General features: G+C 61.3%; 19 protein-coding genes. 3 read left to right on the top strand and 16 right to left on the bottom strand.

The features are described 5' to 3' along the window. Window positions 1–69: 69 nt before the first annotated feature. From peaD to ACW9HX_RS26420, 5 genes are all read right to left on the bottom strand, one after another. Complete coding sequence (gene peaD / locus ACW9HX_RS26440; protein WP_457382854.1) at window positions 70–1,188, bottom strand: quinohemoprotein amine dehydrogenase subunit beta; 1,119 nt, start codon at window positions 1,186–1,188, stop codon at window positions 70–72. A 23-nt stretch (window positions 1,189–1,211) separates the two neighbouring features. Next, on the bottom strand, window positions 1,212–1,535 hold the full coding sequence (gene qhpC / locus ACW9HX_RS26435) for a quinohemoprotein amine dehydrogenase subunit gamma (protein ID WP_008016081.1): 324 nt from the start codon (window positions 1,533–1,535) through the stop codon (window positions 1,212–1,214). 1 nt (window position 1,536) lies between these two features. Further along, window positions 1,537–2,967 carry a quinohemoprotein amine dehydrogenase maturation protein gene (gene peaB / locus ACW9HX_RS26430; protein WP_457382853.1) on the bottom strand — a complete coding sequence of 477 codons (1,431 nt, stop codon included), beginning with the start codon at window positions 2,965–2,967 and terminating at the stop codon, window positions 1,537–1,539. A gap of 95 nt (window positions 2,968–3,062) precedes the next feature. Beyond that, window positions 3,063–4,643: a quinohemoprotein amine dehydrogenase subunit alpha gene (peaA, locus tag ACW9HX_RS26425; protein ID WP_457382852.1), complete on the bottom strand. Its 1,581-nt coding sequence runs from the start codon at window positions 4,641–4,643 to the stop codon at window positions 3,063–3,065. Window positions 4,644–5,247: 604 nt separating this feature from the next. Continuing rightward, window positions 5,248–5,445 carry a hypothetical protein gene (locus ACW9HX_RS26420; RefSeq protein WP_007953098.1) on the bottom strand — a complete coding sequence of 66 codons (198 nt, stop codon included), beginning with the start codon at window positions 5,443–5,445 and terminating at the stop codon, window positions 5,248–5,250. Between the two features lie 356 nt (window positions 5,446–5,801). Here ACW9HX_RS26420 and ACW9HX_RS26415 point away from each other — a divergent pair, with 356 nt between their 5' ends. After that, the gene (locus ACW9HX_RS26415; protein WP_457382851.1) at window positions 5,802–7,292 is read left to right on the top strand and encodes an aldehyde dehydrogenase family protein; all 1,491 of its coding nucleotides are present in this window, start codon (window positions 5,802–5,804) and stop codon (window positions 7,290–7,292) included. Window positions 7,293–7,476: 184 nt separating this feature from the next. Here ACW9HX_RS26415 and qhpG read toward each other — a convergent pair whose 3' ends face one another. From qhpG to ACW9HX_RS26380, 7 genes are all read right to left on the bottom strand, one after another. Then, complete coding sequence (gene qhpG / locus ACW9HX_RS26410; protein WP_457382850.1) at window positions 7,477–8,778, bottom strand: flavin-dependent monooxygenase QhpG; 1,302 nt, start codon at window positions 8,776–8,778, stop codon at window positions 7,477–7,479. Next, on the bottom strand, window positions 8,775–9,452 hold the full coding sequence (gene qhpE, locus ACW9HX_RS26405) for a subtilisin-like serine protease QhpE (RefSeq protein ID WP_457382849.1): 678 nt from the start codon (window positions 9,450–9,452) through the stop codon (window positions 8,775–8,777). The genes qhpG and qhpE overlap by 4 nt, the downstream gene beginning before the upstream one ends. Next, a complete protein-coding gene (locus ACW9HX_RS26400; RefSeq protein ID WP_457382848.1) occupies window positions 9,442–11,160 on the bottom strand; it encodes an ABC transporter ATP-binding protein in 1,719 nt (572 codons plus the stop codon). The genes qhpE and ACW9HX_RS26400 overlap by 11 nt, the downstream gene beginning before the upstream one ends. After that, window positions 11,160–13,064 carry a sigma-54-dependent Fis family transcriptional regulator gene (locus ACW9HX_RS26395; RefSeq protein WP_457382847.1) on the bottom strand — a complete coding sequence of 635 codons (1,905 nt, stop codon included), beginning with the start codon at window positions 13,062–13,064 and terminating at the stop codon, window positions 11,160–11,162. Before ACW9HX_RS26395 ends, ACW9HX_RS26400 begins: the two co-directional genes overlap by 1 nt. Before the next feature lie 245 nt (window positions 13,065–13,309). Next, the gene (locus tag ACW9HX_RS26390) at window positions 13,310–14,335 is read right to left on the bottom strand and encodes a histone deacetylase family protein (protein WP_457382846.1); all 1,026 of its coding nucleotides are present in this window, start codon (window positions 14,333–14,335) and stop codon (window positions 13,310–13,312) included. Between the two features lie 3 nt (window positions 14,336–14,338). Continuing rightward, complete coding sequence (locus ACW9HX_RS26385; protein ID WP_457382845.1) at window positions 14,339–15,577, bottom strand: Zn-dependent hydrolase; 1,239 nt, start codon at window positions 15,575–15,577, stop codon at window positions 14,339–14,341. Window positions 15,578–15,599: 22 nt separating this feature from the next. Continuing rightward, window positions 15,600–16,910, bottom strand: a complete 1,311-nt coding sequence (locus ACW9HX_RS26380; protein ID WP_457382844.1) for an MFS transporter — start codon at window positions 16,908–16,910, stop codon at window positions 15,600–15,602. Window positions 16,911–17,072: 162 nt separating this feature from the next. Here ACW9HX_RS26380 and ACW9HX_RS26375 point away from each other — a divergent pair, with 162 nt between their 5' ends. Continuing rightward, a complete protein-coding gene (locus ACW9HX_RS26375) occupies window positions 17,073–18,008 on the top strand; it encodes a LysR family transcriptional regulator (RefSeq protein WP_457382843.1) in 936 nt (311 codons plus the stop codon). On the opposite strand, the gene ACW9HX_RS26370 is transcribed toward ACW9HX_RS26375, so the two are convergent. The 3 genes from ACW9HX_RS26370 to ACW9HX_RS26360 are packed head-to-tail and all read right to left on the bottom strand — an operon-like array spanning window position 18,002 to window position 20,981. Further along, entirely contained in the window at window positions 18,002–18,931 is a 930-nt protein-coding gene (locus ACW9HX_RS26370; RefSeq protein ID WP_457382842.1) for a 2-hydroxyacid dehydrogenase, read from the bottom strand. The genes ACW9HX_RS26375 and ACW9HX_RS26370 overlap by 7 nt on opposite strands. Continuing rightward, on the bottom strand, window positions 18,928–19,683 hold the full coding sequence (locus ACW9HX_RS26365) for a class II aldolase/adducin family protein (protein WP_011335215.1): 756 nt from the start codon (window positions 19,681–19,683) through the stop codon (window positions 18,928–18,930). The genes ACW9HX_RS26370 and ACW9HX_RS26365 overlap by 4 nt, the downstream gene beginning before the upstream one ends. After that, the gene (locus tag ACW9HX_RS26360; protein WP_457382841.1) at window positions 19,680–20,981 is read right to left on the bottom strand and encodes an MFS transporter; all 1,302 of its coding nucleotides are present in this window, start codon (window positions 20,979–20,981) and stop codon (window positions 19,680–19,682) included. The genes ACW9HX_RS26365 and ACW9HX_RS26360 overlap by 4 nt, the downstream gene beginning before the upstream one ends. A gap of 145 nt (window positions 20,982–21,126) precedes the next feature. Between ACW9HX_RS26360 and ACW9HX_RS26355 the strand changes: the two genes are divergently transcribed. Beyond that, window positions 21,127–22,086 carry a LysR family transcriptional regulator gene (locus ACW9HX_RS26355; RefSeq protein ID WP_457382840.1) on the top strand — a complete coding sequence of 320 codons (960 nt, stop codon included), beginning with the start codon at window positions 21,127–21,129 and terminating at the stop codon, window positions 22,084–22,086. 12 nt (window positions 22,087–22,098) lie between these two features. Here the strand turns inward: ACW9HX_RS26355 and mrdA are convergent, their stop codons facing one another. Further along, window positions 22,099–23,991, bottom strand: coding sequence for a penicillin-binding protein 2 (mrdA, locus tag ACW9HX_RS26350; protein WP_457382839.1), 1,893 nt, complete (start codon window positions 23,989–23,991; stop codon window positions 22,099–22,101). Between the last annotated feature and the right edge of the window lie 207 nt (window positions 23,992–24,198).

The following is a 24,198-nucleotide window of genomic DNA, read 5'->3' as shown; positions in this document are numbered from 1 at the left end:
CGCATTTGAACCGCATTTCAAATGTGGGAGCGGGCTTGCTCGCGAAGGCGCCATCCCTGACGCCACTAATTACCGAACAAAAACCTGCGCCGTGGTAATCGCCATATCCCCACCCGGCAACTTGATGCTGCCGGTCTGCTTCATGGTTTCGGCATCAAAAATCGCCACGTCGTTGAACGTCCCGGCCAGGTAGATCTTGCTGCCGTCCTTGTTGAAGGAAATGCAGTAGTAGGAATGGTCCAGCGTGGCGGCCTGAATCAGCTTCTTCTGTTTGATGTCGTACTTGGCCAGACGATTGAGCACGCCGAACATCAGGTTCGGATCCTTCGGCGAGCGCATGCCGCTGAAGTAGATCTCGGTCAGCGGCCCGAAGTCGGTGGTTTCGGTCTTGCCGGTTTTCAGGTCGACGCTGAACAGACCATAAAGCGGCTCGGCGGTCGCCGGATCCTGCTTCTTGTCCTTGAACTTCGCCGTCGTGTACAGCAGCGAGAAGTCGTGGCGGTAAGTCTGCTGGTTCCACACATAGAGCACGTCCGGCGCGCTGTAATTCGTGCGTTTCCAGTGGCGGCTGGGAATCAGCACGTCGAACTTGCCGCTCTTCACATCGACCTTGTACACGTCAGCGCCTGCCACATACAGCGTGCCATCATCGCCGCTCTGCATGATCGTCAGCTGCCGTGGCGCCGGGAAGCTGCGCACCGGTTTGGCATTCATTCCGGCGTCGGTGGCGTAGACGTCCAGGCGCGGTTGTTTGACCTCGTAGCGGTCGTTGAGCATCAGCGTCGGATTGGCGATGGTGTACAGCTCCTTTCCGTCATGGCTGACAGTGAAGGCAAACATCGACCGCGCTTTCTCCCCCGGCTGCTGAGTAATGCTGGCGTGGAATACCTGCTTGCAGCTGTCCAGTTCGACACCATAAACATCGGCGTAATGGTTGTTCAGCACATAGGCGGTCTTGCGATCCGGCGACAGCTGCACGGTACCGGGGCCGAAGGCGTCAGGCATCTTGCAAGTCTTGTACAGAGTGTCGGTTGCCAGGTCGATGACGTGCAGGTTATTCGGGTAATTGGTGGTCAACATGTACTCGTGACCGTCTTGCAGCGCGGTGTTTTCATCGGCCAGAACCGGGAGCGAACAGGCGCTCAGCACCGCGAGTGCGGCAAGGCCGCAGGCTTTGAAGTTGTGCATGCTGGAATCCTTCTTCTTATGGATCACTTGTCTTTCGGGAAGACAGTGCCGAGGTTGCGCCAGTTGTCGTTGGACGCCTGGGCATCCTTGTTCCAGTCCGGGTAGGTGCTCATCATGTCCGGCACCTGGGCCGGCCACCAGCACGGATCCGAGCAACCGTAGAGGTCGGCTTCCATCGGCTGGCACAGCGACGACACCCCGCCAAACGCATCGATTTCCCAACCCGGGTCGGTGGTCGAGGCACAGCCGGCGACCGAACTCATCGCCACCACCTCTTCGATGCGGTTCTCATCCGCAGCCTGATCCAGCTTCAACGCTTTGTTATTGATTGCCTTGAGATGTTTCATATCAGTGAGCCTTGCGCGGAGTGATGTAGCTGCTGATGAACCCAGGGTTGTTGGCCATGATCCGGGTGTAGACCTCGATGCCGAAGTCGACCCAGTCACGCATCAGTTCGCAGTAGTGATAAGTCGGGTGGGCCGGGTCGCCGTAGCGGGCGTAGCTCTCGTGGTAGCAGCCGCCGGAGCACAGGTTGCGGATCTGACAATCGTGGCAACCGGTGTTGGTGCGGTCCAGGCGCTGGGACAGGAAGTCGTTCAACTCGACCTGTTTCACGCCGCTGTGGACGTTGCCGAAGGTCGGAAGCGATGAGCCGGTGAAGCGATGGCACAGGTTCAGTTCGCCCTTGTGATCAACCGCCAGCATCTTCAGCCCGGCACCGCACGGCAGGGCTTTTTTGTGGCCTTCGTGGATGTCGGTGATCAACTGATGCAGATTGGAAAAACCGATATTGCGGTGCTCCAGCGCGGCTTCCAGATAACGCCGGCCCAGGCGCTTCATGCTGGCGAAGACTTCGATCAGCTCTTCGCTGCCGAGGTTGAAGCTGCTGATATCGCCGGAGGTCACCGGAGCAAATCCAACCTCGGCAAAACCCAGTTCGTTGAACAGGTGATCCCAGATGGTTTCAACGTCGGTGACGCCGGTAGTCAATGTCACGCGTGCGCCGACCGGCCGGCTGTTGTAACGCGAGAGCAGCATTTCGGCCTTGCGCCGCACCACGTCATAGGTGCCCTGCCCGCCCACGGTGATGCGGTTGCGGTCGTGCACGGTTTTCGGCCCGTCGATGCTCACTGACAGCCCGAAGCGGTGGGCATTCAGATAGTCCACGGTTTCTTCGGTGAGCAGCGTGGCGTTGGTGGTCATCACGAATTCGACGAACTTGCCGGCCTCGGCAAACCGCTTCTCACAGTAGTCGACCATGTATTCGATCAGCTTGCGATTGCTCAGCGGCTCACCGCCGAAAAACACCACGGTGAAGCGCTCTTCGTCGGGGGATTCACGCAACAGCATTTCCACTGAAGCGATGGCGGTTTCGACGTCCATTTTCTTGCCGGCGGACGGCTTGTCGAGGTCTTCCTTGTAGCAGTAGGTACAGCTCAGGTTGCAGCCGGTGTTGACGTTGAGCACCACGGTGTTGATCGCGGTGCGCTCGACGCGTTTGACCGCGATGTCCGGGGTCAGCGGCGAGCCATCGCTGACCAGTTCCAGCGAGATCAGCTCGCGCAGGGTCTCGTTGATTTCCTCGCCGTTGAACCGCGCGCCGAGGCGCTGGATCAGGTCTTCCGAGGAGCAGCCGGGCCCGCGCAACGCATCAATGATGGTGCCGGTCAGTTCATCGCTGGCGAACAGCGAACTGCTGGGGATATGGAACAGCATGCGGTCGGCATCGACGTGCACTTCGTGCAGGTTACGTTCGACCAGATTCAAGATAGCGCCCATTGCAAACCTCCTGTGCAAGCCCCGCCTGGCGGGACTTGCGGTCATTCCGAAAAGTGTCTGAATCGCTGTCGCTCAGCTCAACTCACGTTTCAACATCAGGGAATGGGTGGATTGTTCCAGCGTTGCACGGTAACGATCAGGTGGCCTTCGCCGGTCAGGGATTTCCCGGCGTCGTCGACGGCGGCAATCACCTTGAGGTTTCCGGCATTGTTGGTGGACATTTTGCGTGCCGGATTCGGCCCGGCATCGCCCGGGGTGAACACGCCGGCGTCGGCCTGCATGGTGCCGGCGAACTTGACGTCTTCATCCTCTTTGGCGCGCTCGTCGAAGGCCTCGACCTTCCATTGCGCCGGGAACACACCGATGCGATATGGCTTACCGTCGGCACCCTTGCCCCAGGCTTCGGCATCGAAGCGGCCTTGGACTTTCGGCGTGGACCCGCCACCTTCGCCGATCCGCGCCACCGAGAATTCCGGCACCACTTTGACCGAAGCGATCGTGCTGTACACCGACAGGCTCGGACCTTTCAAACTGCCGACGCTGACCGCGCGCAGACCCGGCTGGGCATTGGCCGTGGCCTTGACTTTGACCTTGATCCGGTCGGCGTTCTGCTCGACCACTTCGACTACGTCCACGCCTTTGCCGAAGTCCGGTTTGCCGCTGAGACCGCTGCCAACCAACGTCACTTCGGTTTCGCTGCCGGCCTTCACATAACCCGGCTGCACCGCCAGCAAGCGCTGGGAACCCTGTTTGGCGGCAACGAAGTCCAGGCCGCGCTCATCGTGTTCGGCCTCGAACATCCGGCCCTGCATGGCGTTGCCTTGGGCGGCGAACACCTGACGCATGGTCACGCCGTCAACCGTGACGTTGCCGCGCCATTCGTAGCCGCTGTAGAGAATCGCACTGCCATCGCCGTTGAACGGGCTGCCATCGGCGTACTGACCTTTGACGGCGACCTTGAAGGTGTCGCTGCCATCGGCTGTCACAGTCATGATGCCCGCCAGTTCGCCCTTGCCCGGCAGGTGGCCGCTGAAACTCCAGTCGCCGATCAGCGCCTCGGCTTTCGGTCTGGTTTTGATCCAGGCCTGCCACGCCGGGTTATCCAGCGGATAACGCTTGGCCAGCAGCGGGACCATTTCCTTGCGGGCGATATCGAACCAGTCGCGATCACGGGCCAGCGCCTGATATTCCAGCGACGGCCATTGGCCGAGGTGGAAATTCACCAGGCGCTCCCATTCCTGGGCCGGACGCCGTTGCAGGGCGATCCGCGCACCGGAGTGGCAACGGCCGCACATCTGCGCGGTTTTCTCGTCGAACTGTTCGACGGTGTTCAGCCGGCGTTCCAGCGCGTAACGCACACCATCGGTTTCACTTGGCGCCAGCCCCTGGGTATCGGCCAGGTATTTGACCAGTGTCCGGCGGTCTTCATCACTGATCTGCAAACCGTGCATCGTCTGCATCCGGGCAATGCTCATCAGCCAGCCTTCCGGGGTCTTGCGCTGGTGGCTGATGCGGCTCAACTGGTCGCCTGCTTCAGGGGTGTGACAGCCCTGGCAGGTTTCCTTGAGGATGGTCTGGGCGTCGCGGGCTGCCAGGCTGTGGGGCGAATGCAGGGCTACGCATGCGGCCACGGCCAGCAGGCTGGCGCTCATGCCTGATCGGAGTTTTCTCTTCATCAACGTCGAACCTCGCACGGTGCTTTCTTATTTTTGTGGCTTATCGTTTTTATGGTTTCTGCCGTTCGTGGCGATGCACGAACGGAGGCAAGCGAAACGTCTGCTGTGAGCAATACACGGAGCGTGCCAGCTTGCCGATAAGCTTTTCAATCAAGCAGTTACGTGAAGATCAAGGCGAAGTGGCGGTGCCGACGGTGCTTGCCGGCGTCCAATTTCGCGACAGCTGTTGCAGTCTGAGACAAGCATAGTTGTTGCGGCATCAGCGACATTGCGTCGCGCGACAGATGACCCGGAGCTGACAGCATCCCCCATGAAAAATCTCCAGAAGAGTGACGCCTGTCGAACCCACACGAAAACAAGCCCCGCCAATGACGGGGCTCTTGTATTGTCTGTTTTATCCGCGCCTAGCGAACAGAGTTGTCCGGGTGAACCTTGTAACGCCCACAATGGTTGCAAACCATCGAGCATTCACAGTGGGCGCCGGCCTTGGCTGCCAATGCCGCGGAATCACGCTGGGCCGCTTGAATTCGACGATCCCGGTGATACCCATACGCGAGCAGCAAACTGACACCCATACACCACAGCCCCACAATTAAAGCCGCCATCATTTCCCCTCCATCATGGCAACACCGAATGAGGTAACGATTACGAAAAAACTGGTTGAAGCCATCCAGGCACCTGCCCGAATCGTATCGACATCGGTCAGGTCGCCGATCAACAGCGCCGCAATCCCCGTCACCAGAAATCCAGTCCCCACGCCCATCGTAAAATTGGTTAGCCATCGAATGGTTAAGTTGTTCATCGACATCCTTGTTAAGACACTGACCCGCCAAGTCCATGGCAAGAAAACCCTATTCACAAAGCAACTTAGCTCGTACCTCATGCCTCCACCAGTCGGTAAAAACTGTCAGACGCGCGACTTTTCCTACCCCTGAAACGGCACGAATTCGCCCAGGCCCCGTCGCAGCGGCATTGGCTTTGTAGGACACGTATCCTGCATCTCAATGACTGTCGCGTTTTGAGACAAATTCACGCCCATTGCCACTCAATCGCTGTCCCCATCAGCCCATGCAATGGGGCTGCGCGCGACCTTCGAGCATTTGGCACAACCATTGCGAAAGCCCCTCTGGATCCCATCGAACAACAAGAGGTTTCGCCATGCCCCTGCCCTATCTGCTCCCTGCCACCTCGGCCTTTATCCAGCGCCCGCCGCGCATGTTGATCGGCGGCGACTGGGTCGAAGCCGCCGACGGCCAGACCATGCCGCTGCACAACCCGGCCACCGGCGAAGTGCTGTGTGTGGTGCCTCGCGCCACGCCGGAAGATGTCGATCGTGCGGTGCTCGCCGCTCGTCAGGCTTTCGATGATTCCGCCTGGAGTCGCACCCGTCCGCGTGAACGGCAGAACCTGTTGTGGAAACTCGCCGACCTCATGCAGCGCGACGCCGAACAGCTGGCACAACTCGAATGCCTGAACAACGGCAAGAGTGCGGCGGTGGCGCAAGTGATGGATGTGCAACTGGCCATCGACTTCCTGCGCTACATGGCCGGTTGGGCCACCAAGATCGAAGGCTCCAGCGTCGAGGTGTCGCTGCCGCTGATGCCCGGCGATCAGTTCCACAGTTTCATCCGCCGCGAAGCGGTGGGCGTGGTCGGCGCCATCGTCGCCTGGAACTTCCCGTTGCTGCTGGCCTGCTGGAAACTCGGCCCGGCGCTGGCCACCGGTTGCACCGTGGTACTCAAGCCTGCCGACGAAACCCCGCTGACCGCGCTGAAACTGGCGGAGCTGGTGTTGGAGGCGGGTTACCCCGAAGGTGTGTTCAACGTGGTCACCGGCACCGGCATCACCGCCGGTTCCGCCCTGACCCACAACCCGCTGGTCGACAAGCTGACCTTCACCGGCTCCACCGCCGTCGGCAAGCAGATCGGCAAGATCGCCATGGACTCGATGACCCGGGTCACCCTGGAGCTGGGCGGCAAATCACCGACCATCGTCATGGCCGACGCCGACCTGAAAACCGCTGCAGCCGGTGCGGCCAGTGCGATTTTCTTCAACCAGGGCCAGGTCTGCTGCGCAGGCTCCAGGCTGTATGTGCAGCGCAAACATTTCGACAATGTGGTGGCCGACATCAGCGACATCGCCAACGCCATGAAACTCGGCAACGGCCTCGACCCGAGCGTGGAGATGGGCCCGCTGATTTCCGCGCGCCAGCAGGAGCGGGTTTATCGCTACATCGAAATGGGCCGGGAAAGCGGCGCGACCATCGCCTGCGGCGGCGAGCAGTTCGGGCCGGGGTTCTTCGTCGAACCGACGGTGATTGTCGATGTCGATCAGCAGCATTCGCTGGTCCAGGAAGAGATCTTCGGGCCGGTGCTGGTGGCCATTCCGTTCGATGACGAGGCCGATGCGCTGCGCATGGCCAATGACAGCCCTTACGGCTTGGGCGCGAGTATCTGGTCGAATGATCTGGCGGCGGTGCACCGGATGATTCCGCGGATCAAGTCGGGATCGGTGTGGGTCAACTGCCACAGTGCGCTGGATCCGGCGTTGCCGTTTGGTGGATACAAGATGTCCGGCGTCGGACGCGAGATGGGGTATGCGGCGATCGAGCATTACACCGAGTTGAAGTCGGTGTTGATCAAACTGTAGAAAATCAGAATCAAAAGCCCACCCTCACCCCAGCCCTCTCCCGGAGGGAGAGGGGGCCGACCTTGTTGTCTTAAGCTATACATCGACCTGACAAACCGTGTCGATTATGGATTCGGTAAAGTTTTTTCAGGTCGGCGTACTTCTCAAGATCCCCGGATCGGTCCCCTCTCCCACTGGGAGAGGGTTAGGGTGAGGGCCGATATCCCTGACTCAACAACCACCCGCGGATCACCCGTCCCTGCTCTTCACTCAACCCCGCCAACACCCGATCCGCCGGTTCATCGCGCAACCGCCGCACCACCGCTGCCAACTCCACGCCTTGCACATGCCAGATCCCCAGCGGCTGATCTGCCGTGATCACCACCTCGGCTTCATCAACAAGCCCGTCACGCAACACCGGCATCCGCTCGATGCGCAGCGCGGCAAATTCCGCCGCCGCATGTGCCACCTCGGTATCGGGCCAATGCCGCCGCGCCTGCCAGAATGGCTGATCGAGCCAACGCTGTTCGTCGGCGTAAAAGTCCCGGCCAATTCGCGCAAATCGTAAGAACAGCTGCTCGACTCGCTGACGGTGAAAACGCTGCGCCAGCGCCGCCCGCTCAGGTTTGCGCAACAGCGTATTGATCACCACCGGCGCCTGCAACGCCGAGGACAGCGACTGAAAAATCCCGTTGCCGGACAGCGGGTCCACCGCCATCGCCGCATCACCGACACGAATCCAGTTATCGCCACAGACCTGCGGCGCCAGAATCGCCGTGCTGCTGCGAGCGTGCAGTTGCAACTCCGATTCCTGCCCGCCGGCAAAGAACGCCTGAGCAAAATCCGAGGCCTGCCGCCGCGCACGGCAGTGATCGAACAACTGCGCCTTGCCCGGCAACCCGGCACTGGCCACGTCCACGGTCCATTGCCAATAACACTGGCCGTCGTCCCGTCGAGCCATCCACGCCCAACCGTCCTCGAGGCTTTCCACGGCGCTGGCAGTCACACCCGGCGCGCCTTGCCAGCGATTGAGCAGGCTGACCGTCTCTGGCCCCCGCAGACCTTTGCCGGACGCCGGCGCCTGTCGCCCCCGGGCCTCCACCAGAAAATCAGCTGTCAGCATCTGGCCGCCATCAAGCTCGACCTGATGCCCGTCCACTGAGGACTGAACATTCAGGATTCGCCCTTCAATCACCTCGACCCCGGCCAACCGCAAATCTTCACGCAAGCCGCGATCGAAGGTCGGACGATCCAGTAGAAACTCGATGTTCTGCGCATGCCGCTGGCCGTTCCACTCAACCTGTCGCTGGGACGGCAACGTGGCATTCGCCAACGCGTGATTCAACCCGGCACCGCGCAGCGCCTCCAGCACCCGCTGCGACACGCCTTCGAGCGCCGCAAACCGCCGCCATTCGCTGACCAGTGTCACGGCATAACCCAACCGTCGCAGCCCCAACGCCACCGCCGCACCGGCCGGGCCGGCACCGAGAATCAGGATCGCAGTCATGGGCCGAAACGCCGTTCCGGGCCACGATAACGAGCGTGCTGTTTCAGCCAATCGATGACTTCAGCGTTGCTCGCTTGAGGTTGCTCCAGCAGATAAGCAGCAATGTGACCGCTCAACGCTGCACACCCCAGACTGGCCCCGGACTGCCCCGGATAAGTGCCACGAACACACGCGGAAAAATCCGCCTGCGCACTGTCGAGCCACGACCATTGCTCATCGGTACAACGGGCATCGCCGGTCACCCGCAGCACCTGCGGATAACTGGCCGGAAACACCGCCGCGCCCTGCGCAGGGCTCGACGCACACAGCAACACACCACGGGCCACCGCCGCCGCGCAGGCTTCGCGCAACAGGCTGCGATCCTGGCGCAAACCAAGGCTCAGATTGATCAGCCGTACGTCCTGCGCCACCAGCCAATCGATGGCCGCTGAAATCTGCAAAGCGCTGGTGACACCGCGCTGATCGAACACCTGAGCCACACAAATCTGCGCGGCCGGCGCGCGGCGGCTGATCGCCTCGATCACCGCGCTGCCATGGCCGAGAGGATCGTCACGCAGATCCGATTCGGCCAAGCCGTCCTCCAGCAACGAGAAACGCCTCCCGGCAAGCACCTGCACCCGTTGCGCCGCCGAGTGTCCGCTGTCGACCACACCGATACGCAACTCAGGCTTCATGCAGCACCGTTTTCGAAATGAGCACACCGTCGAGCAATTCAAAGCGCAGATCGGCATCGGCCAGGGTCGACGGACGATGGCTGATCAGAATCCGTGTGCGCCCGGTAAACAGTCGGTCGATGGCTTCGATCACCTCGCGCTCGGTCGCTTCGTCGACGGCCGACGTGGCTTCGTCGAGCACCAGAATCAACGGATCCTGCAACAGCGCCCGGGCAATCGCGATGCGCTGTTTCTGCCCGCCGGACAACTGCTGGCCGCGCTCGCCCAACGGGCTGTCGAGGCCTTCGGGCAACGACGCGATCAGGCTATCGAGTTGCGCCAGCCGTGCGACCTCGGCGATGGCCTCGCGGCTGGCGTCCGGCACCGCGTAAGCCAGGTTGTCGGCGAGGCTGCCGCGAAACAGCACGATGTCCTGACTGACCACGGCGATGCGCCGACGCAGTTCGAACAGCTCCAGTTCACGCAGATCCACTTCACCGATCAGCACTCGCCCGGATTGCGGGTCGTGATGCCGTTGCAGCAGGTCGATCAGCGTTGATTTGCCGACGCCGGATCCGCCGCTCAAGGCGACTTTCAAACCGTAGGGAATCGTCGCCTCGATGCCGCTCAACGTACTTTGGCGGCCCGGATGACTGAAGTGCACCGCGTCAAAACGCAGCTCGCCCGAAGTCGGAAACGGTTTTGGTGTGGGTGGTGAAAACACCGTGGGCTCTTCGCCTCGCAACTCCATGACCCGGCCGAGGCTGACGGTCATGCGCTGGATCGCCACGTACAAACCCAAGAGGCTCTGCACTGGCCCGACCGCCATCCCCAGGTAGGTGGAAAACGCGATCAGCGCACCGAGTTGCCAAGTGCCCTGCACCACCCAATACCCGCCGATCAAAAATGCGCAGGCGCGGGACAGCGACGTCAACGTGCCGGGCACGGCCTGGGTAAAAAACTCGGTGACTTGCAGGCGCAGCAACTGGTTCATGTAACCCTGCCCGAGGTTTTCCAGGCGCCGCGCTTCACGCTGCTGCTGGCCGGCGGACTGGATGAATTTCATCACCGGCAGGGTCTCGACCATGAACGACGACATGTCCGCCGAACGCTCGCGCAATTGCCGCACGTCGCGCTCGACCTTGCGCCGCATCCAGCGCAGCCACAGCACATCGAGCGGAATCAGCACCAGCGCCAGCAATGACAGTTTCCACGACAGGGTGAACAACATCGCGATCGCGACCACAAGACCAATCACACTCGATACTGCCGAGAACAACGAGTCCACGGCGAAGCGCTGAATCTCCGCCACATCGCCGTCGAGCCGCGACATCAGATCGCCGATCCGCCGCTGCCCGTAAAAACTTGGCGACAGTTTTTGCAGATGCCGGTAAAGGTCATCGCGCAGGGCAAACAGAATCCGCCCGGACAGTCGCGTGTGCAGATAGCGATTGATCCCCGACAACGCCGTGCCGAGCAGGCCGGCGATGATCATCAGCACCGCGATCATTACCAGCATCGAGAAGTTGCGCGCCAGCAATCCATCGTCGATCAGCAGCTTGACCAGCCAAGGCTGCACCAGCACCAGCAGCGACGCGCACACCGATAGACCGAGCAGGCCGGCAATCGCCAACCGCTGCGGCCGCACGAAACCGTACAACCAGCGCAACGCCGCTTGCAGCGCGGCGGGGTTCGAGCTGTCGATCAGCCTTACAAACAGGCGCTGCATCACGAGCGCAACTGTTTCAGTTTGCGGTACAGGGTCGCGCGGCTGATGCCAAGGGCATCGGCGGCGGCCGAGACGTTGCCCTGATGGGAATCGAGGGACTGGCGGATCATCTCCAGTTCGTTTTCGCGAATGCTGCCGGTCTGGGGTTTCTCGGTGGCGCAGAGTTCGTCGAGCATGCTGTCGGGAAGATGATCGAGGGTCAGCACCGTTTCACCGGGTTCGCGCATGGCCAAAGCGGTGCGCAAGACCATTTCCAGTTGGCGGATGTTGCCCGGCCAGTGATAACCCGCGAGCAGGCGATTGAGGTCGTCGTGCAGCGCAGCGTTCGGTGCGTCGAGTTTGCCCAACAGACGAGTGACCAGCGCGGCGAAGTCATCGCGCTCACGCAGGGCCGGGAGCATCACGCTGATGCCGTTGACCCGGTAGAACAGGTCCTCGCGAAATTGCTTGTCTTCGACCTGACGCTTGAGGTCGCGGTGGGTGGCGCAGATCAGCGCGACGTCGATGTCCTGCTCTTCCCCGGCACCCAGCGGCGCGACCTTACGATCCTGCAAAACGCGCAGCAAACGCGCCTGCAAGGCCAGCGGCATGTCGCCGATTTCATCGAGGAACAAGGTGCCGCCGTGGGCCTGTTGCAGGCGCCCGATCATGCCGCCCCGACGCGATCCGGTGAACGCACCTTCGCGATAGCCGAACAGTTCCGACTCGATGAGGCCTTCGGGAATCGCCGCGCAATTCACGGCCACAAAAGGCTTGTCGCTACGGCTGCCGGCCAGGTGCAGGGCGCGGGCGATCACCTCTTTACCGGTGCCGGTTTCGCCAAGCAGCAACACCGGCAATTCATTGGCCAGACCTTGGCGGGCCATGCGCAGCGCACGGGCATAGCGGACGTTGTTGCCAGCCAGTGCTTCCAGATCCGGTTGCGCCTTGGCGGTTTTCACGACGCTGCGCGGCGGGCCGCCGAGGTTGACCGAGCGCGCCGGGGCCCGCAGGGTCTTGTAGAAAAATTCGCCCTTGGCAGTCTGCACACTGCCGACGCCGCCCTGTTGCAAACGGGTCAGCAATTGCACGCCATCGACTCCGAGAAAGTCTTCGCAACGTTTGCCGACCAGCGCCGAACGCTCGGCCCGCAGCAACTGACAGGCCTGGGCACTGACCGCCAGAATCTGCCCGCCGAGACTGACCGCCAGCAGACCTTGCCACGGTGACTCCAGATACTGTCGGCGACTGTGAAAGGCGAGGACAATCTGATCGGGAAAACTGTTGTTGAACACCCGGCTCTCGATCTGGCTGACCGCCATGCTCAGCAGCGCCGTGCTGTCGTGGACGCGGCCGAGAGGGCCTTCGCGGGTCAGGTCGAGGACGCCGAGAATCTCGCCCTGAGGACAATGGATCGGCACCGAGGTGCAGGAAAAATCGGTGAGGCGGTCGAGGTAATGCTCGCCGCAATCAATCAGGGTGGGCCGCGCTTCGACCAGCGCCGTACCGAGGGCGTTGGTGCCACGGGCGGCTTCGCTCCAGCAGGCACCGAGGGTGATGTCCTGCAGACCGCTGCCCTTGAGCCGGTCGGCACGCCCTTCGACGGCGAGGATGGTGGCATCGGAATTGGCGAGGATGATCAGTCCTTCCTTGCCCTGACGTTCGGCCAGGTAATCGATGGCCGGTATCGCCGCATCGATCAGCAGGCGGTTGCTCGCCAGCAACACCTCGAGACTCGCGCTCGATTCCAGAGCCAGCTCATGCTTGCCATTGAAATGCACGCCGTGGCTCAGGCTGCGCCGCCACGAAGCATCGATCTCCGCACGCAACACGCCATCCGGGACTTGCCCTTCGAGATGGAGTTTTTCCCGGGCCAGCCGGGCTTCGTGGTGAGACTTGGGATCGGTTGTTTTTATAAGAGTCATCAAGCGCTCCGGAGCGGTCCGCTTTGCGCTTTTTTACATCAGCGCCCTGACGCCAATGTTTACGTTAACGTCAGGGCGATGGCAAGCACCGTAGGGCGCTTGTGTTCCAGCAGGTGGATTGCGTTATCGTTCATCGCTGGCAAGCCAGCTCCCACAAGGTTTGGCGTGGCCGCAAATTCCGCAGTCAACCACAGTACTGTGGGAGCTGGCTTGCCAGCGATGGCGGCCGTCGGATCACATCAATTTCAGATCTGCCACACCTCGGCATTCACGAAGAACGCCCGGGCGTTGTCTTCGAGACTTTCCAGGTGATAACCGCCTTCCTGCACGATCAGGCATGGCAGGCCCAGGCTGCGGATCCGCTCGCCCAGTGCTGCAAAACCTTCGCGGGTCACGGCGACTTTGCTTTGCGGGTCCAGTTCATAGATATCGAAGCCCAGCGACAGCACCAACACCTCGGCGCCGAACTCGCGCACGGCGTTCAATGCGACGTCCAGTTGCCCGAGGAAATCCGCTTCGCTTGAGCCATGGGCCATCGGCAGGTTGAGGTTGAAGCCCTCCCCCGCGCCGCTGCCGCGCTCGTCGGCGAACCCGGCGACGCCGGGATAGAAATTGGTCGGATCGCCATGCACCGAGACGTAGAGCACGTCATCGCGATCGTAGAAAATTTCCTGAATGCCCTGCCCATGGTGCATGTCGGTATCGAGCACCGCGACCTTTTCAAACTTGTCGCGCAGCACCTGCGCCGACACCGCCGCGTTGTTCACGTAGCAGAAACCGCCGGCCGCTTCGGCCCGGGCATGATGCCCCGGCGGACGGCACAGCGCGTAGGCTGCCGGCTCACCGTCGATCACCGCCTGAGCCCCGGCCACTGCGCTTTGCGCCGACCAGTACGCCGAACGCCAGGTCTGCTCGCCGACCGGGCAGCTGCCGTCCGCCAGATAGCGCGCCGCCTGGGCGAGAATGCCGCGCAAGGCATTCGGCTCGCGGACGAAGATGTTCGACATCACCTCGTCGCCCCAGTCTTCGGGGATTTCCTTCCAGTGTGCGTGTGCTTCCTGAAGAAAGGTCAGATATGGCGCACCGTGTACCGCCAGCAACGGTGCGAGGCCGGCATCGGCAGGTTGCTCGACACTGAAGCCCAAACCGTGGGCGGCCTGCACCAGACGTTGCGCACGCTCTGGGACTTCCTGTGGCGTGCGCATCTGCCCGCGCGAGTAATAGCTGCGTGGATGGTGGAGCAATTGTTCGGGGTGGAAAAAACTGCGCATGGTTCAGACTCCCTGTTCGCTTCGACCGGCGCGGGCCAGCACGGCGTTGAGCAATACGTTGGTGCCCTGCTGCACGTCTTCGGGCAACACATCTTCGGCTTCGTTGTGGCTCAGGCCACCGACGCACGGGATGAACACCATCGCCGTCGGGCAGTAACGCGCCAGGTGAATCGCGTCATGCCCGGCGCCGCTGACAATCGACTGCTGAGCGTAGCCCAACGCATCTACCGCCTCTTGCACGGCAGCCACGCATTCAGCGTCGAACGGCGTGGCCGGGCTGATCCAGTGCGGGGTGATCGTCAGGTTCAGGCCGCGACCGTCGGCAATCGCCTGCAACCGGACACGAACCTGTTGCTCCATGGCGGCAATGGCGTCGTCGCGGTGATGACGCAGATCGACGGTGAAATTCACCAGCCCCGGAATGGTATTGCGGGAGGACTTGTTGATGCTCAACTCACCGACCGTAGTCAGGCCTTCCGGCGCAAAATCAGCGGCCAGACCTTCGATGGCCTGAATCATCCGCGCCACACCGTACAACGCATCTTTGCGCAGCGGCATCGGCGTGGTGCCGGCGTGGGCGGCCATACCTTCCACGCGCACGTCGAGCCAGCGAATCGCCTGACCACCCGTGACCACGCCGATGCTCTTGGCGTTGTCTTCAAGGATCGGGCCTTGCTCGATGTGCGCTTCGAAATAGGCATCCACCGCGCCACCTAGCGGGCGATCACCGGCGTAACCGGTACGCTGCAAAGCCTCGGCAACGCTGATGCCATTGGCATCACGCACCGCCAGTGCGGCGTTCAGATCCATGATCCCGGTGAACACCGCCGAGCCGAACATGGCCGGGGTGAAGCGTGCGCCTTCTTCGTTGGTCCATACCGCCACTTCCAGCGGTTTGCGGGTCTTGATGTTCAGGTCGTTGAGGCGACGCACCACTTCCAGCCCGGCGAGCACGCCGTAGACGCCATCGAAACGCCCGCCTTCGGGTTGGGTATCGAGGTGGCTGCCCATCATCACCGGCGCGGCGTCCGGATCAGTGCCAGCGCGGCGGGCGAACAGGTTGCCGATGGCGTCCACGCTCAGGGTCATGCCGGCTTCGCGGCACCAGTGGGCGAACAGTTCGCGACCGGCCTTGTCTTCGTCGCTCAATGCCAGACGGCAGCTGCCGCCTCGGGCTGTCGCACCGATTTCGGCCATGGCCATCAGGCTGGCCCACAGGCGTTCGCCATTGATTTTCAACATGAGGTTCTCCTGAAATTCCGGGTTAGGCACGAGCCATTTCCGCGCGATGGACGCTGGCGTGACGACGGGCAAGGGACAGCACGCAGACCAGCGAAATGCCGGCGATCAGGCTGTAGAACACCGCCATCGGCCACCACTGCCCGGTGAACTTGTGCGCGAGCATGGTGCCGATCAGCGGTGTCAGCCCACCGGCCACCGCGCCGCAGATCTGATAGGCCAGCGAGATCGCGGTGTAACGCACGCGGGTCTCGAACATGCCGCTGACGTAACCGGCGATCACCGCGTAGAACGAGGCCATGCACACCACCGCCAGTGCGATGCCGAGAATGATCAGTGGCGCCTGGGCCGAGCTGACCAGCACGAACATCGGGTACGGCGAGGCCATCGCCAGCAACGACACGAGGCACAGGAAACGCGTCGCGCCGATCTTCTCCGCCGTCCACGCCGCCAGCGGCTGAATGCAGAACTGGATGATCGCGACGAAAAACAGGCATTCGAGAATCAGCGAACGCGGCAACGCCAGTTGCTGAGTGGTGTAGGCGATCATGAAGGTGTTGGTGAAATACACCCCGGCGATGCCCAGCGTGTTGGCGCCGATGCACAGCAACAGTGTGCGCCACGCGGTGCGCAGAACGTCCATCACCGGCGCCTGCTCTTTCTTGATTTGCTTGCTGGCCTGCTCGCGGCTGGCGAGGAATTCCGGTGACTCGTTCACGCCCAGGCGAATCGCCAGGCCCACCAGCAGCAACAGCGCACTGGCGAGGAACGGCAGGCGCCAGCCCCAACTCATCAGATCGTCTTCCGGCAATCGGGTCACGGCACTGAAGGCCAGCAGCGACAGGATCAAACCCGCCGGACTGCCCAGTTGCGCGAACGAGGCGAAGAAATTGCGCCGGCCCTTCGGCGCATGCTCGCCGGCCATCAACACCGCGCCGCCCCACTCACCACCGACGGCGATGCCCTGGACGATGCGCAACACAATCAGCAGCACCGGTGCCGTCGCGCCGATCTGCGCATAGGTCGGCAACAGACCGATGCACACCGTGACCACGCCCATCATCAACAGCGTGATGATCAGCGATTTCTTGCGGCCAATGCGGTCGCCGATATGGCCGAAAATGATCCCGCCCAACGGCCGGGCAAAGAAGCCCACGGCGAACGTGCCGAACGCGGCCATGGTGCTGAACAGCGGATCATCGGAAGGAAAGAACAGCGCGCCGAACACCAGCGCGGCGGCGGTGGCGTAGATGTAAAAGTCGTACCACTCGATCATGGTGCCGATGAAGGCAGCGGCGGCCGCACGGCGCGGCTGGTTCGAAGCGTGGGGCTTCATGGGTCGGGCTCCTTTGATTGTTTTTCTGGCAGGAGGGAAACGTAAATCCGAGGCGCTCTGGCGGCGCCTGTCGTGGGGGTGATTTATCGTCCCGAGGTGATGATCAGTCAATTTTCTATTTATTATTCCGATTATTACTTCACCTTATAATCGAGAGCCGCCATGGCCGAACGTGATGTGCAACGCCTGCTCAACGACCGCCTCGACTGGAACCTGCTGCGCACCTTCCGGGTGATCGGCCAGGAGCTGAGTATCAGCCGCGCCGCCGCGCGTCTGCATCTGACACAACCGGCAGTGAGCCAGGCGCTCAAGCGTCTTGAAGAACAACTGGGGCGCCAGCTGATCGCCCGGCGCGGTCCGCGATTTGCCCTCACCGAAGTCGGCGAGCAGATCTTCGAACTGGCCGGCGAGATCTACGGGCAGATGTCCCAGGTCAGCAGCCTTTTGGAGCAACCGGCCGAAGAAGTGATCGGCAAGGTGCGGCTGCTAATCATCAGCCGGATCTTTTCCGAGCGCTTCGATGACTTCCTCGCTGACTTTCATCGCCAATATCCACGGGTCGATCTGGAGGTCGACGTGATGCGCAGTTCAGACATCGTCAGCGCTCTTCAGGAGAAAACCGCGACCCTCGGCCTGAGTCTCAACCGTCGGCCACAACCGCGTCTGGAACAGCGACTGTTCCTGCGTCAGCGTTATGCGTTTTTCTGTGGCAAACACCATGCGTTGTTCGGCCGACAGGACATTGACGAAGGCGATCTGCAGCGGGAGAACTTCGTCAGTTTCACCAGTGACCAGATCGGCGGGATGCTTTCGCCGCTGACTATTTTTCGCGATCAACAGGGCTTCAGCGGACGCATCGTCGCCTCATCACCCAGCCTGGAAGAAGTGCGGCGACTGGTGATCGCTGGGTTCGGCATCGGTTGCCTGCCGGAGCACGTGGTGGCGGCGGACGTCGAGGCCGGATTGCTCTGGCGCCTGCCGCCCCACGAGGGGATTGCCGATGTCGACATTCATCTGTTGTGGAACCGCGAGCAGCGCATGAGCCGCGCCGAAACGCTGTTCATCGAACGCTTGCAAGCCTGCCTGGCGGATCAGTAACCGAGCAGTCGATCCGCGCTGTTGAGCAACGGTTCATCGGCATTCAAACGGCGAAAGTTCTCGGCAATCTGCTCGGCGATGCAATCATGGGAAGCCGCCGAAGCCATGTGTGGGGTGATGGTCACGCCCGGGGTTTTCCACAGCGGATGATCGGCGGGCAGCGGTTCCTGTTCGAAAACATCGAGCAGTGCGCCGCGCAGTTTTCCACGTGCCAGTGCTTGTTGCAGATCCTCGATGTTCAGATGTCCACCGCGCCCGACGTTGACCAGTGCCGCGCCGTTGGCCAGCCGTTCGAAGGTCTGGCAATTGAGGATGCCGCGAGTCTCATGGGTGAGCGGCAGCAGATTGATCAGCAACTCCACGCCGTCTAGGAACGGGTTGAAAGCTTCGTTGCCGGCGAAGGTCTGCACGCCCGGCAATTCCTTGTTGCTGCGCGCCCACCCTCGCACGTCGTAACCGGCGGCGGCCAGGTCCAGGGCAATCGCACTGCCGAGCGAACCGAGCCCCATGACGCCAATCCGGAATTGCTCGGCCGGGCGTTGCAGCGGTCGCTCCCAATGCTGTTGGCGGTGTTGCTCGAGCACCTGATCGAAGCCGCGATGATAGTGAATCACCGCCCAGCGCACGTACTCTGTCATGCCTTGGCGATGGCCGGGATCGACCACCCGGCACACCGGCAGATCCGGACATGACGGATCGTGCTCCAGGTGATCGATGCCGGCGGCGACCGAGTGAATCACCTGCAGATTGGGCAACGCGCCAAGGCTGCCCGGCAGCGGAAACCAGCACGCCGCAATCTGCGCATTCGCCGCCTGGGGATCATCGGCCAGCACCGCCGAGAGCTGCGGCGCGCGGCGGGCAAAGGCTTCCTGCAACTGTTTGAGCAACAGCGTGTCGCGGGACATCAGTGCAACGGTGTTCATGACAGATAGGACTCGCGCTGGGATTCGATCAGGGTCAGTGCGGCCTCCCAGGCCAGATCGATGATGTTGTCCTGCTCATCGCGGTCGAACTGCTCGGCGGTGTGGGCGCAGACTTCCGGCGACGGGAAATGCAGCTCACATCCGCCGGCCAGCGCCTGCACTTGCGCCTGGCAGGCACGCTCCAGAAAGTGGATTTCCTGGAATGCCTGAGCCACGCCGGAACCACCGACCAGCAAGCCGTGGTTGCGCAGGATCATCGCGCGATGCGGGCCGAGATCGGCGATCAAACGCTCGCGCTCATCCAGCGACAACGCGATGCCTTCGTAGGTGTGATACGCCAGTTTTCCGTAGAACTTCAGCGCGTGCTGACTGATCGGCAGCAGGCCTTGCTTCTGCGCGGCGACGGCCATGCCGGCAGCCGTGTGGGTGTGAATCACGCAGTTCAGATCCGGCCTTGCCATGTGGATCGCCGAGTGGATCACAAACCCGGCAGCGTTGACCCGATGCCCGGCGTATTCCGGATCGACGATGCGCCCGTCCTGATCGATGCGCACCAGATCGGAAGCGCGCATACGGTCGAAAATCACGCCGTAACGGTTGATCAGGAAATGATGCTCCGGCCCGGGAATACGCAGGGTAATGTGGGTGTCGATCAGGTCGGTCATGCGAAAGTGCGCGATCAATCGGTAAAGCGCGGCAAGCTCACAACGGGCTTGCCATTCGATCGGATCAATGTGGGCGGGTTTACTCACGAATACACCTCTTTGCTTGTGTGAAGGACGACCGGGTTGGCGCGCAGACGCGCGAGGCCACAGACACCGATCAGGGAAAGAGCGGACAGCAGCGTGAAGAACACTGCCAGCGGCAGCCATTGCCCGGAAAACTTGCTGGCCAGCAGCGTGCCGATCAACGGTGTGGTGCCGCCGGCGACGGCGCAACTCAACTGGTAGGCGATGGAAATGCCCGAGTAGCGCAGATGCACCGGGAACGCCTGGGTCATGTACCCGGCGATCACCGCATACAGGGCCGAGAGAATCACCACCGCGACGGCGATGCCGAGAGTCATCAGCAGGATGTTCTGGGTGCCGACCAGCAGGAACATCGGGTAAGGCGTGACCGTGCATAGCAACGCGACCAGCATCAGGAACCGCCCTTCGCCGATGCGTTCGGCGAGCAGCGCCGACAATGGTTGCGAAAGCAGTTGAATGACCGTCACCAGGAACAGGCAATCAAGAATGGTCGCCCGAGGGATCCCCTGATATTGGGTGACGTAAGTGATCATGAAAGTGTTGGTGAAGAAGAATCCGGCCGAGCCGATGGTCACGGCGGCGGCAGCGAACAGGATCTGCCGCCAGCACTGACGGATCACGTCCTTCACCGGGTATTTCGCGGTCTCGTTGTTGTCCTTGGCCTTGGCGAATTCCGGCGACTCATGCACACCGGAACGGATCATCAAGCCAACCATCATCAGCACGCCGCTGGCGAGAAACGGCAGACGCCAGCCCCAGGCGAGGAAGTCTTCAGGCGACAGCGACGTCACCAGACGAAAGGCGATCAACGCCAACAACAGGCCCGCCGGGCTGCCGAGTTGGGCGAACGAGGCATAAAAGGTCTTGCGTTTGGCCGGGGCGTGTTCACTGGCCATCAACACCGCCCCGCCCCACTCGCCGCCGACGGAGATACCCTGGATCAGGCGCAACACGATCAACCCGATGGGCGCCCAGATGCCGACGCTGGCGTAGCTCGGCAACAGACCGATGCCGGCGGTGGCCAGGCCCATCAACGCCATGGTCACCAGCAGCATTTTCTTGCGACCGAGGCGATCACCCAGATGGCCGAACACCATGCCGGCCATGGGGCGCGCGATGAAACCGACGGCGAAACTGCCGAATGCGGCGAGTGTGCTGGTGACTGGATCGCTGCTGGGAAAGAACACTTGCCCGAGCACCAGTGCGGCGGCGGTGGCGTAGATGTAGAAATCGTAGAATTCGATGGTCGTGCCAATGAAGGCAGCGGCCGCGGCGCGACGCGGCTGAGCGGTGGTGTGCATGCAAGAAACCCTGTGTATTTATAGTTTTGGGCAGGTGTCGAGGCGGCTGACGGTCACGCTCTGTGGCGCTTGTGGGCTTTATCGCTTCCGTGACAGGATTAGTCAATTTTCAAAAACTTATCTTTACTATTAGCTTGGCTACTACATGACCTCTTCCACTAATCCCTGGATCGGCCGGCGTTTTCTCAATGACCGACTGGACTGGAACCTGTTGCGCACTTATCTGGTGATCGGCCAGGAAGGCAGCATGAGTCGCGCTGCTGCGCGATTGCACATCACCCAGTCGGCGGTCAGCCAGGCGTTGAAACGCCTTGAAGAACAACTGGATTGTGTGTTGATTGCGCGCAGCGGACGGCGCTTTGATCTGACGGAAACCGGGGAAGAAGTCCTGCGGATTGCGGCGGATATCTACGGTGATATTTCTCGTTTGGGTACCGTGGTCGAGAACCGTCATGACGACGTTGTCGGCAAGATCCGTATCCTCACCGTCAGTGGCGTGCAGGCCCGGCATTACGATGAATTTCTCGCAGATTTCCACGAAACTCACCCGAAAATCGAGCTGGAAGTCGAGGTGATGGGCAGCTCGAACATCATCAGTTCACTGCTGCAAAAGACTGCTACGGTCGGTGTCGGGCTATGCCGATTGCCACAGCCACGGCTGGAGCAGCGAGTGCTGTTTCGTGAGCGCTATGCGTACTTTTGCGGGCAGCGACATCGACTGTTCGGACAACAGAATCTGACGCTGGAGCAACTCGCTGCGGAGAACTTCGTCAGCTTCACCAGCGATCAGCTTGGTGGCAATCTATCGCCGTTGACGCTGTTTCGCGATCAGCAGGGGTTTACCGGCAAGATCGTCGCCTCTTCCACCAGTTTCGAAGAGATCTACCGCCTGATCTGTGCAGGATTCGGAATTGGTTGCCTGCCGACTCATCTGGTACGACGGGATGTCGAGCAAGGCTTGCTGTGGCGCTTGCCGCCAGAGGATGGGGTGGTGGATTTCGATATCCAGCTGCTGTGGAATCGCGATCAGAAGATGACTCAGGCTGAAACGGTGTTCATCGACAGCTTCCAGCACATGCTCAGCTTGCGTGAGCCTGTGCTGTGAAGCTGTAGCGAGTTACACGTGAGGATCGCCCGGTGCCTTGGTCGGCGCCGCGTATTGCGGCTTGAGGTGACCGTCCTGGTCGAGTAGCCAGGCGTCCATGATCTGCCGCACTACAGGACCTGCGACTCGACCACCGGCCTCGCCGTTTTCGATCATCACCGAGATGGCGATCTTCGGATGTTCGGCCGGCGCAAAGCCGACGAACAAGGCGTTGTCACGATGGCGCTCGAGGGTTTTCTCGCGGTTGTAGCGCTCGCCCTGCTTGATCGCCACCACTTGCGCCGTACCACTCTTGCCGGCGATGCGGTATTGCGCACCGACCGCTGCTGCCCGGGCGATACCCCGAGCGTCGTGCATCACCATCTGCATGCCGTGGTTGACCTGGTCCCAATCGCGAGGGTCCTTGAGCAAGATATTCGGCATCGGGTGCTCGTCCACTGGCGGTACACCGTCAACCGTTTTGGCCAAATGCGGACGATTCCATACGCCCTTGTTGGCAATCAGTGCAGTGGCCTGAGCCAGTTGCAATGGCGTGACCTGCATATAGCCCTGACCAATGCCGAGGATCACTGTCTCACCCGGGAACCAGGCCTGACGCCGGGTTGCACGCTTCCAGGCCTGGGAAGGCATCAGGCCGGGAGACTCTTCGAACATGTCGAGAGAGACTTTCTCGCCGAGGCCGAACATCGCCATATAGTCGTGCAGGCGATCGATGCCGAGCTTGTGCGCCAGGTCGTAGAAGTAGGTGTCGTTGGAGCGCATGATCGCCGCGTCCATGTCCACCCAGCCGTCACCGCTGTGGTTCCAGTTGCGGTACTTGTGGTCGAAATCCGGCAGTTGGTAGTAGCCGGGATCGAAGACGCGGGTTTGAGGCGTGACCACGCCGGCGTCGAGTCCGGCAATCGCAACCTCGGGCTTGATCGTCGAACCAGGCGCGTACAAGCCGCGCAGTACGCGGTTGAACAGAGGCCGGTCGATGGAGTCTCGCAGCGCCGAGTATTCCTTGGAGCTGATACCGGTCACGAACAGGTTGGGGTCGAAGCTCGGGTTGCTGACCATGGCCAGCACTTCGCCGGTCGATGGATCCAGTGCCACCACCGAACCACGACGATCACCCAATGCAGCTTCGGCGGCTTCCTGAAGCTTGATATCGAGGCTCAGGACTATGTTTTTGCCGGGAATCGGATCGGTGTGTTTCAGGACCCTTAATACGCGACCCTGAGCGTTAGTCTCTACTTCCTCGTAACCGACGTGGCCGTGCAGTTGCGGCTCGTAGAAGCGTTCGATGCCAGTCTTGCCGATGGATTGCGTGCCACGGTATTCGACCGAATCGAGGGTCTTGGATTCTTTTTCGTTGATACGCCCGACGTAGCCGATCGAGTGCGCAAAGTGCGCGCCGAGCGGATAGTTACGGACGAACTGCGGTTCGACATCCAGGCCCGGCAGGCGGAACTCGTTGACTGCGAGTATGGCTATCTGTTCTTCGGTCAGCTCATAGAACAGGGTCACCGGCGTAAACGGGTGACGCGACTGTTTCATGGCCTTGTCGAACACCGTGCGATCTTCGGCTGGCAGGTGCAGGAGGCTGATGACTTCGTTCAGCTCCTGATTCACATCGGTGGCACGTTCGCGGGTGATGATCAGGTTGTAACTGGGACGGTTGTCAGCCAGCAGCACCCCGTTGCGGTCGTAAATCAGCCCCCGTGTTGGCGGGATTGGCAGGACGTGGACTCGGTTGTTTTCGGAGATGGTCGAGTGGTAGTCGAACTCAACCACTTGCAGGATGTACAGGCGTACCACCAGGGCACAGCTGATCGCGAACACGAACAGGGCACAGGCGACCAGCCGTTTGTTGACCAGACGCGTCTCTTTTTCGTGATCCTTGATGGGGATTGGTTCAGGCATTTCTGCAGCAACTCTTTGACAAAAATGAGCGCCGATCCTTGGGCGTGACATCAGTCCGTTAAAAAACGAGCTGCACCATACCAAAAACCGAGCGGTCATTTCAGAAGGATTTCCCCAATGGTTGTCATCGCGACGGTCGGAAGCCCTGAGAACACTTTCCTGCGGGCAAAACAAAACCCCAACTGCTTTCGCAATTGGGGTTTCGGA

This window comes from Pseudomonas sp. SDO52101_S400 (assembly GCF_054071635.1).
Note: the sequence above shows the minus strand (reverse complement) of the source record. Positions and strands in the feature narration are given on the sequence as shown.

Bases quoted from the DNA above. Each gene is read 5' to 3' on its own strand.
- ACW9HX_RS26420 (WP_007953098.1), bottom strand. From the start codon at position 5,445: ATGAACAACTTAACCATTCGATGGCTAACCAATTTTACGATGGGCGTG.
- ACW9HX_RS26400 (WP_457382848.1), bottom strand. From the start codon at position 11,160: ATGCAGCGCCTGTTTGTAAGGCTGATCGACAGCTCGAACCCCGCCGCG.
- peaA (WP_457382852.1), bottom strand. From the start codon at position 4,643: ATGAAGAGAAAACTCCGATCAGGCATGAGCGCCAGCCTGCTGGCCGTG.
- ACW9HX_RS26390 (WP_457382846.1), bottom strand. From the start codon at position 14,335: ATGCGCAGTTTTTTCCACCCCGAACAATTGCTCCACCATCCACGCAGC.
- ACW9HX_RS26395 (WP_457382847.1), bottom strand. From the start codon at position 13,064: ATGACTCTTATAAAAACAACCGATCCCAAGTCTCACCACGAAGCCCGG.
- ACW9HX_RS26380 (WP_457382844.1), bottom strand. From the start codon at position 16,910: ATGAAGCCCCACGCTTCGAACCAGCCGCGCCGTGCGGCCGCCGCTGCC.
- ACW9HX_RS26370 (WP_457382842.1), bottom strand. From the start codon at position 18,931: ATGAACACCGTTGCACTGATGTCCCGCGACACGCTGTTGCTCAAACAG.
- mrdA (WP_457382839.1), bottom strand. From the start codon at position 23,991: ATGCCTGAACCAATCCCCATCAAGGATCACGAAAAAGAGACGCGTCTG.
- ACW9HX_RS26360 (WP_457382841.1), bottom strand. From the start codon at position 20,981: ATGCACACCACCGCTCAGCCGCGTCGCGCCGCGGCCGCTGCCTTCATT.
- qhpC (WP_008016081.1), bottom strand. From the start codon at position 1,535: ATGAAACATCTCAAGGCAATCAATAACAAAGCGTTGAAGCTGGATCAG.
- qhpE (WP_457382849.1), bottom strand. From the start codon at position 9,452: ATGAAGCCTGAGTTGCGTATCGGTGTGGTCGACAGCGGACACTCGGCG.
- ACW9HX_RS26415 (WP_457382851.1), top strand. From the start codon at position 5,802: ATGCCCCTGCCCTATCTGCTCCCTGCCACCTCGGCCTTTATCCAGCGC.
- ACW9HX_RS26385 (WP_457382845.1), bottom strand. From the start codon at position 15,577: ATGTTGAAAATCAATGGCGAACGCCTGTGGGCCAGCCTGATGGCCATG.
- qhpG (WP_457382850.1), bottom strand. From the start codon at position 8,778: ATGACTGCGATCCTGATTCTCGGTGCCGGCCCGGCCGGTGCGGCGGTG.
- ACW9HX_RS26375 (WP_457382843.1), top strand. From the start codon at position 17,073: ATGGCCGAACGTGATGTGCAACGCCTGCTCAACGACCGCCTCGACTGG.
- peaB (WP_457382853.1), bottom strand. From the start codon at position 2,967: ATGGGCGCTATCTTGAATCTGGTCGAACGTAACCTGCACGAAGTGCAC.
- ACW9HX_RS26355 (WP_457382840.1), top strand. From the start codon at position 21,127: ATGACCTCTTCCACTAATCCCTGGATCGGCCGGCGTTTTCTCAATGAC.
- peaD (WP_457382854.1), bottom strand. From the start codon at position 1,188: ATGCACAACTTCAAAGCCTGCGGCCTTGCCGCACTCGCGGTGCTGAGC.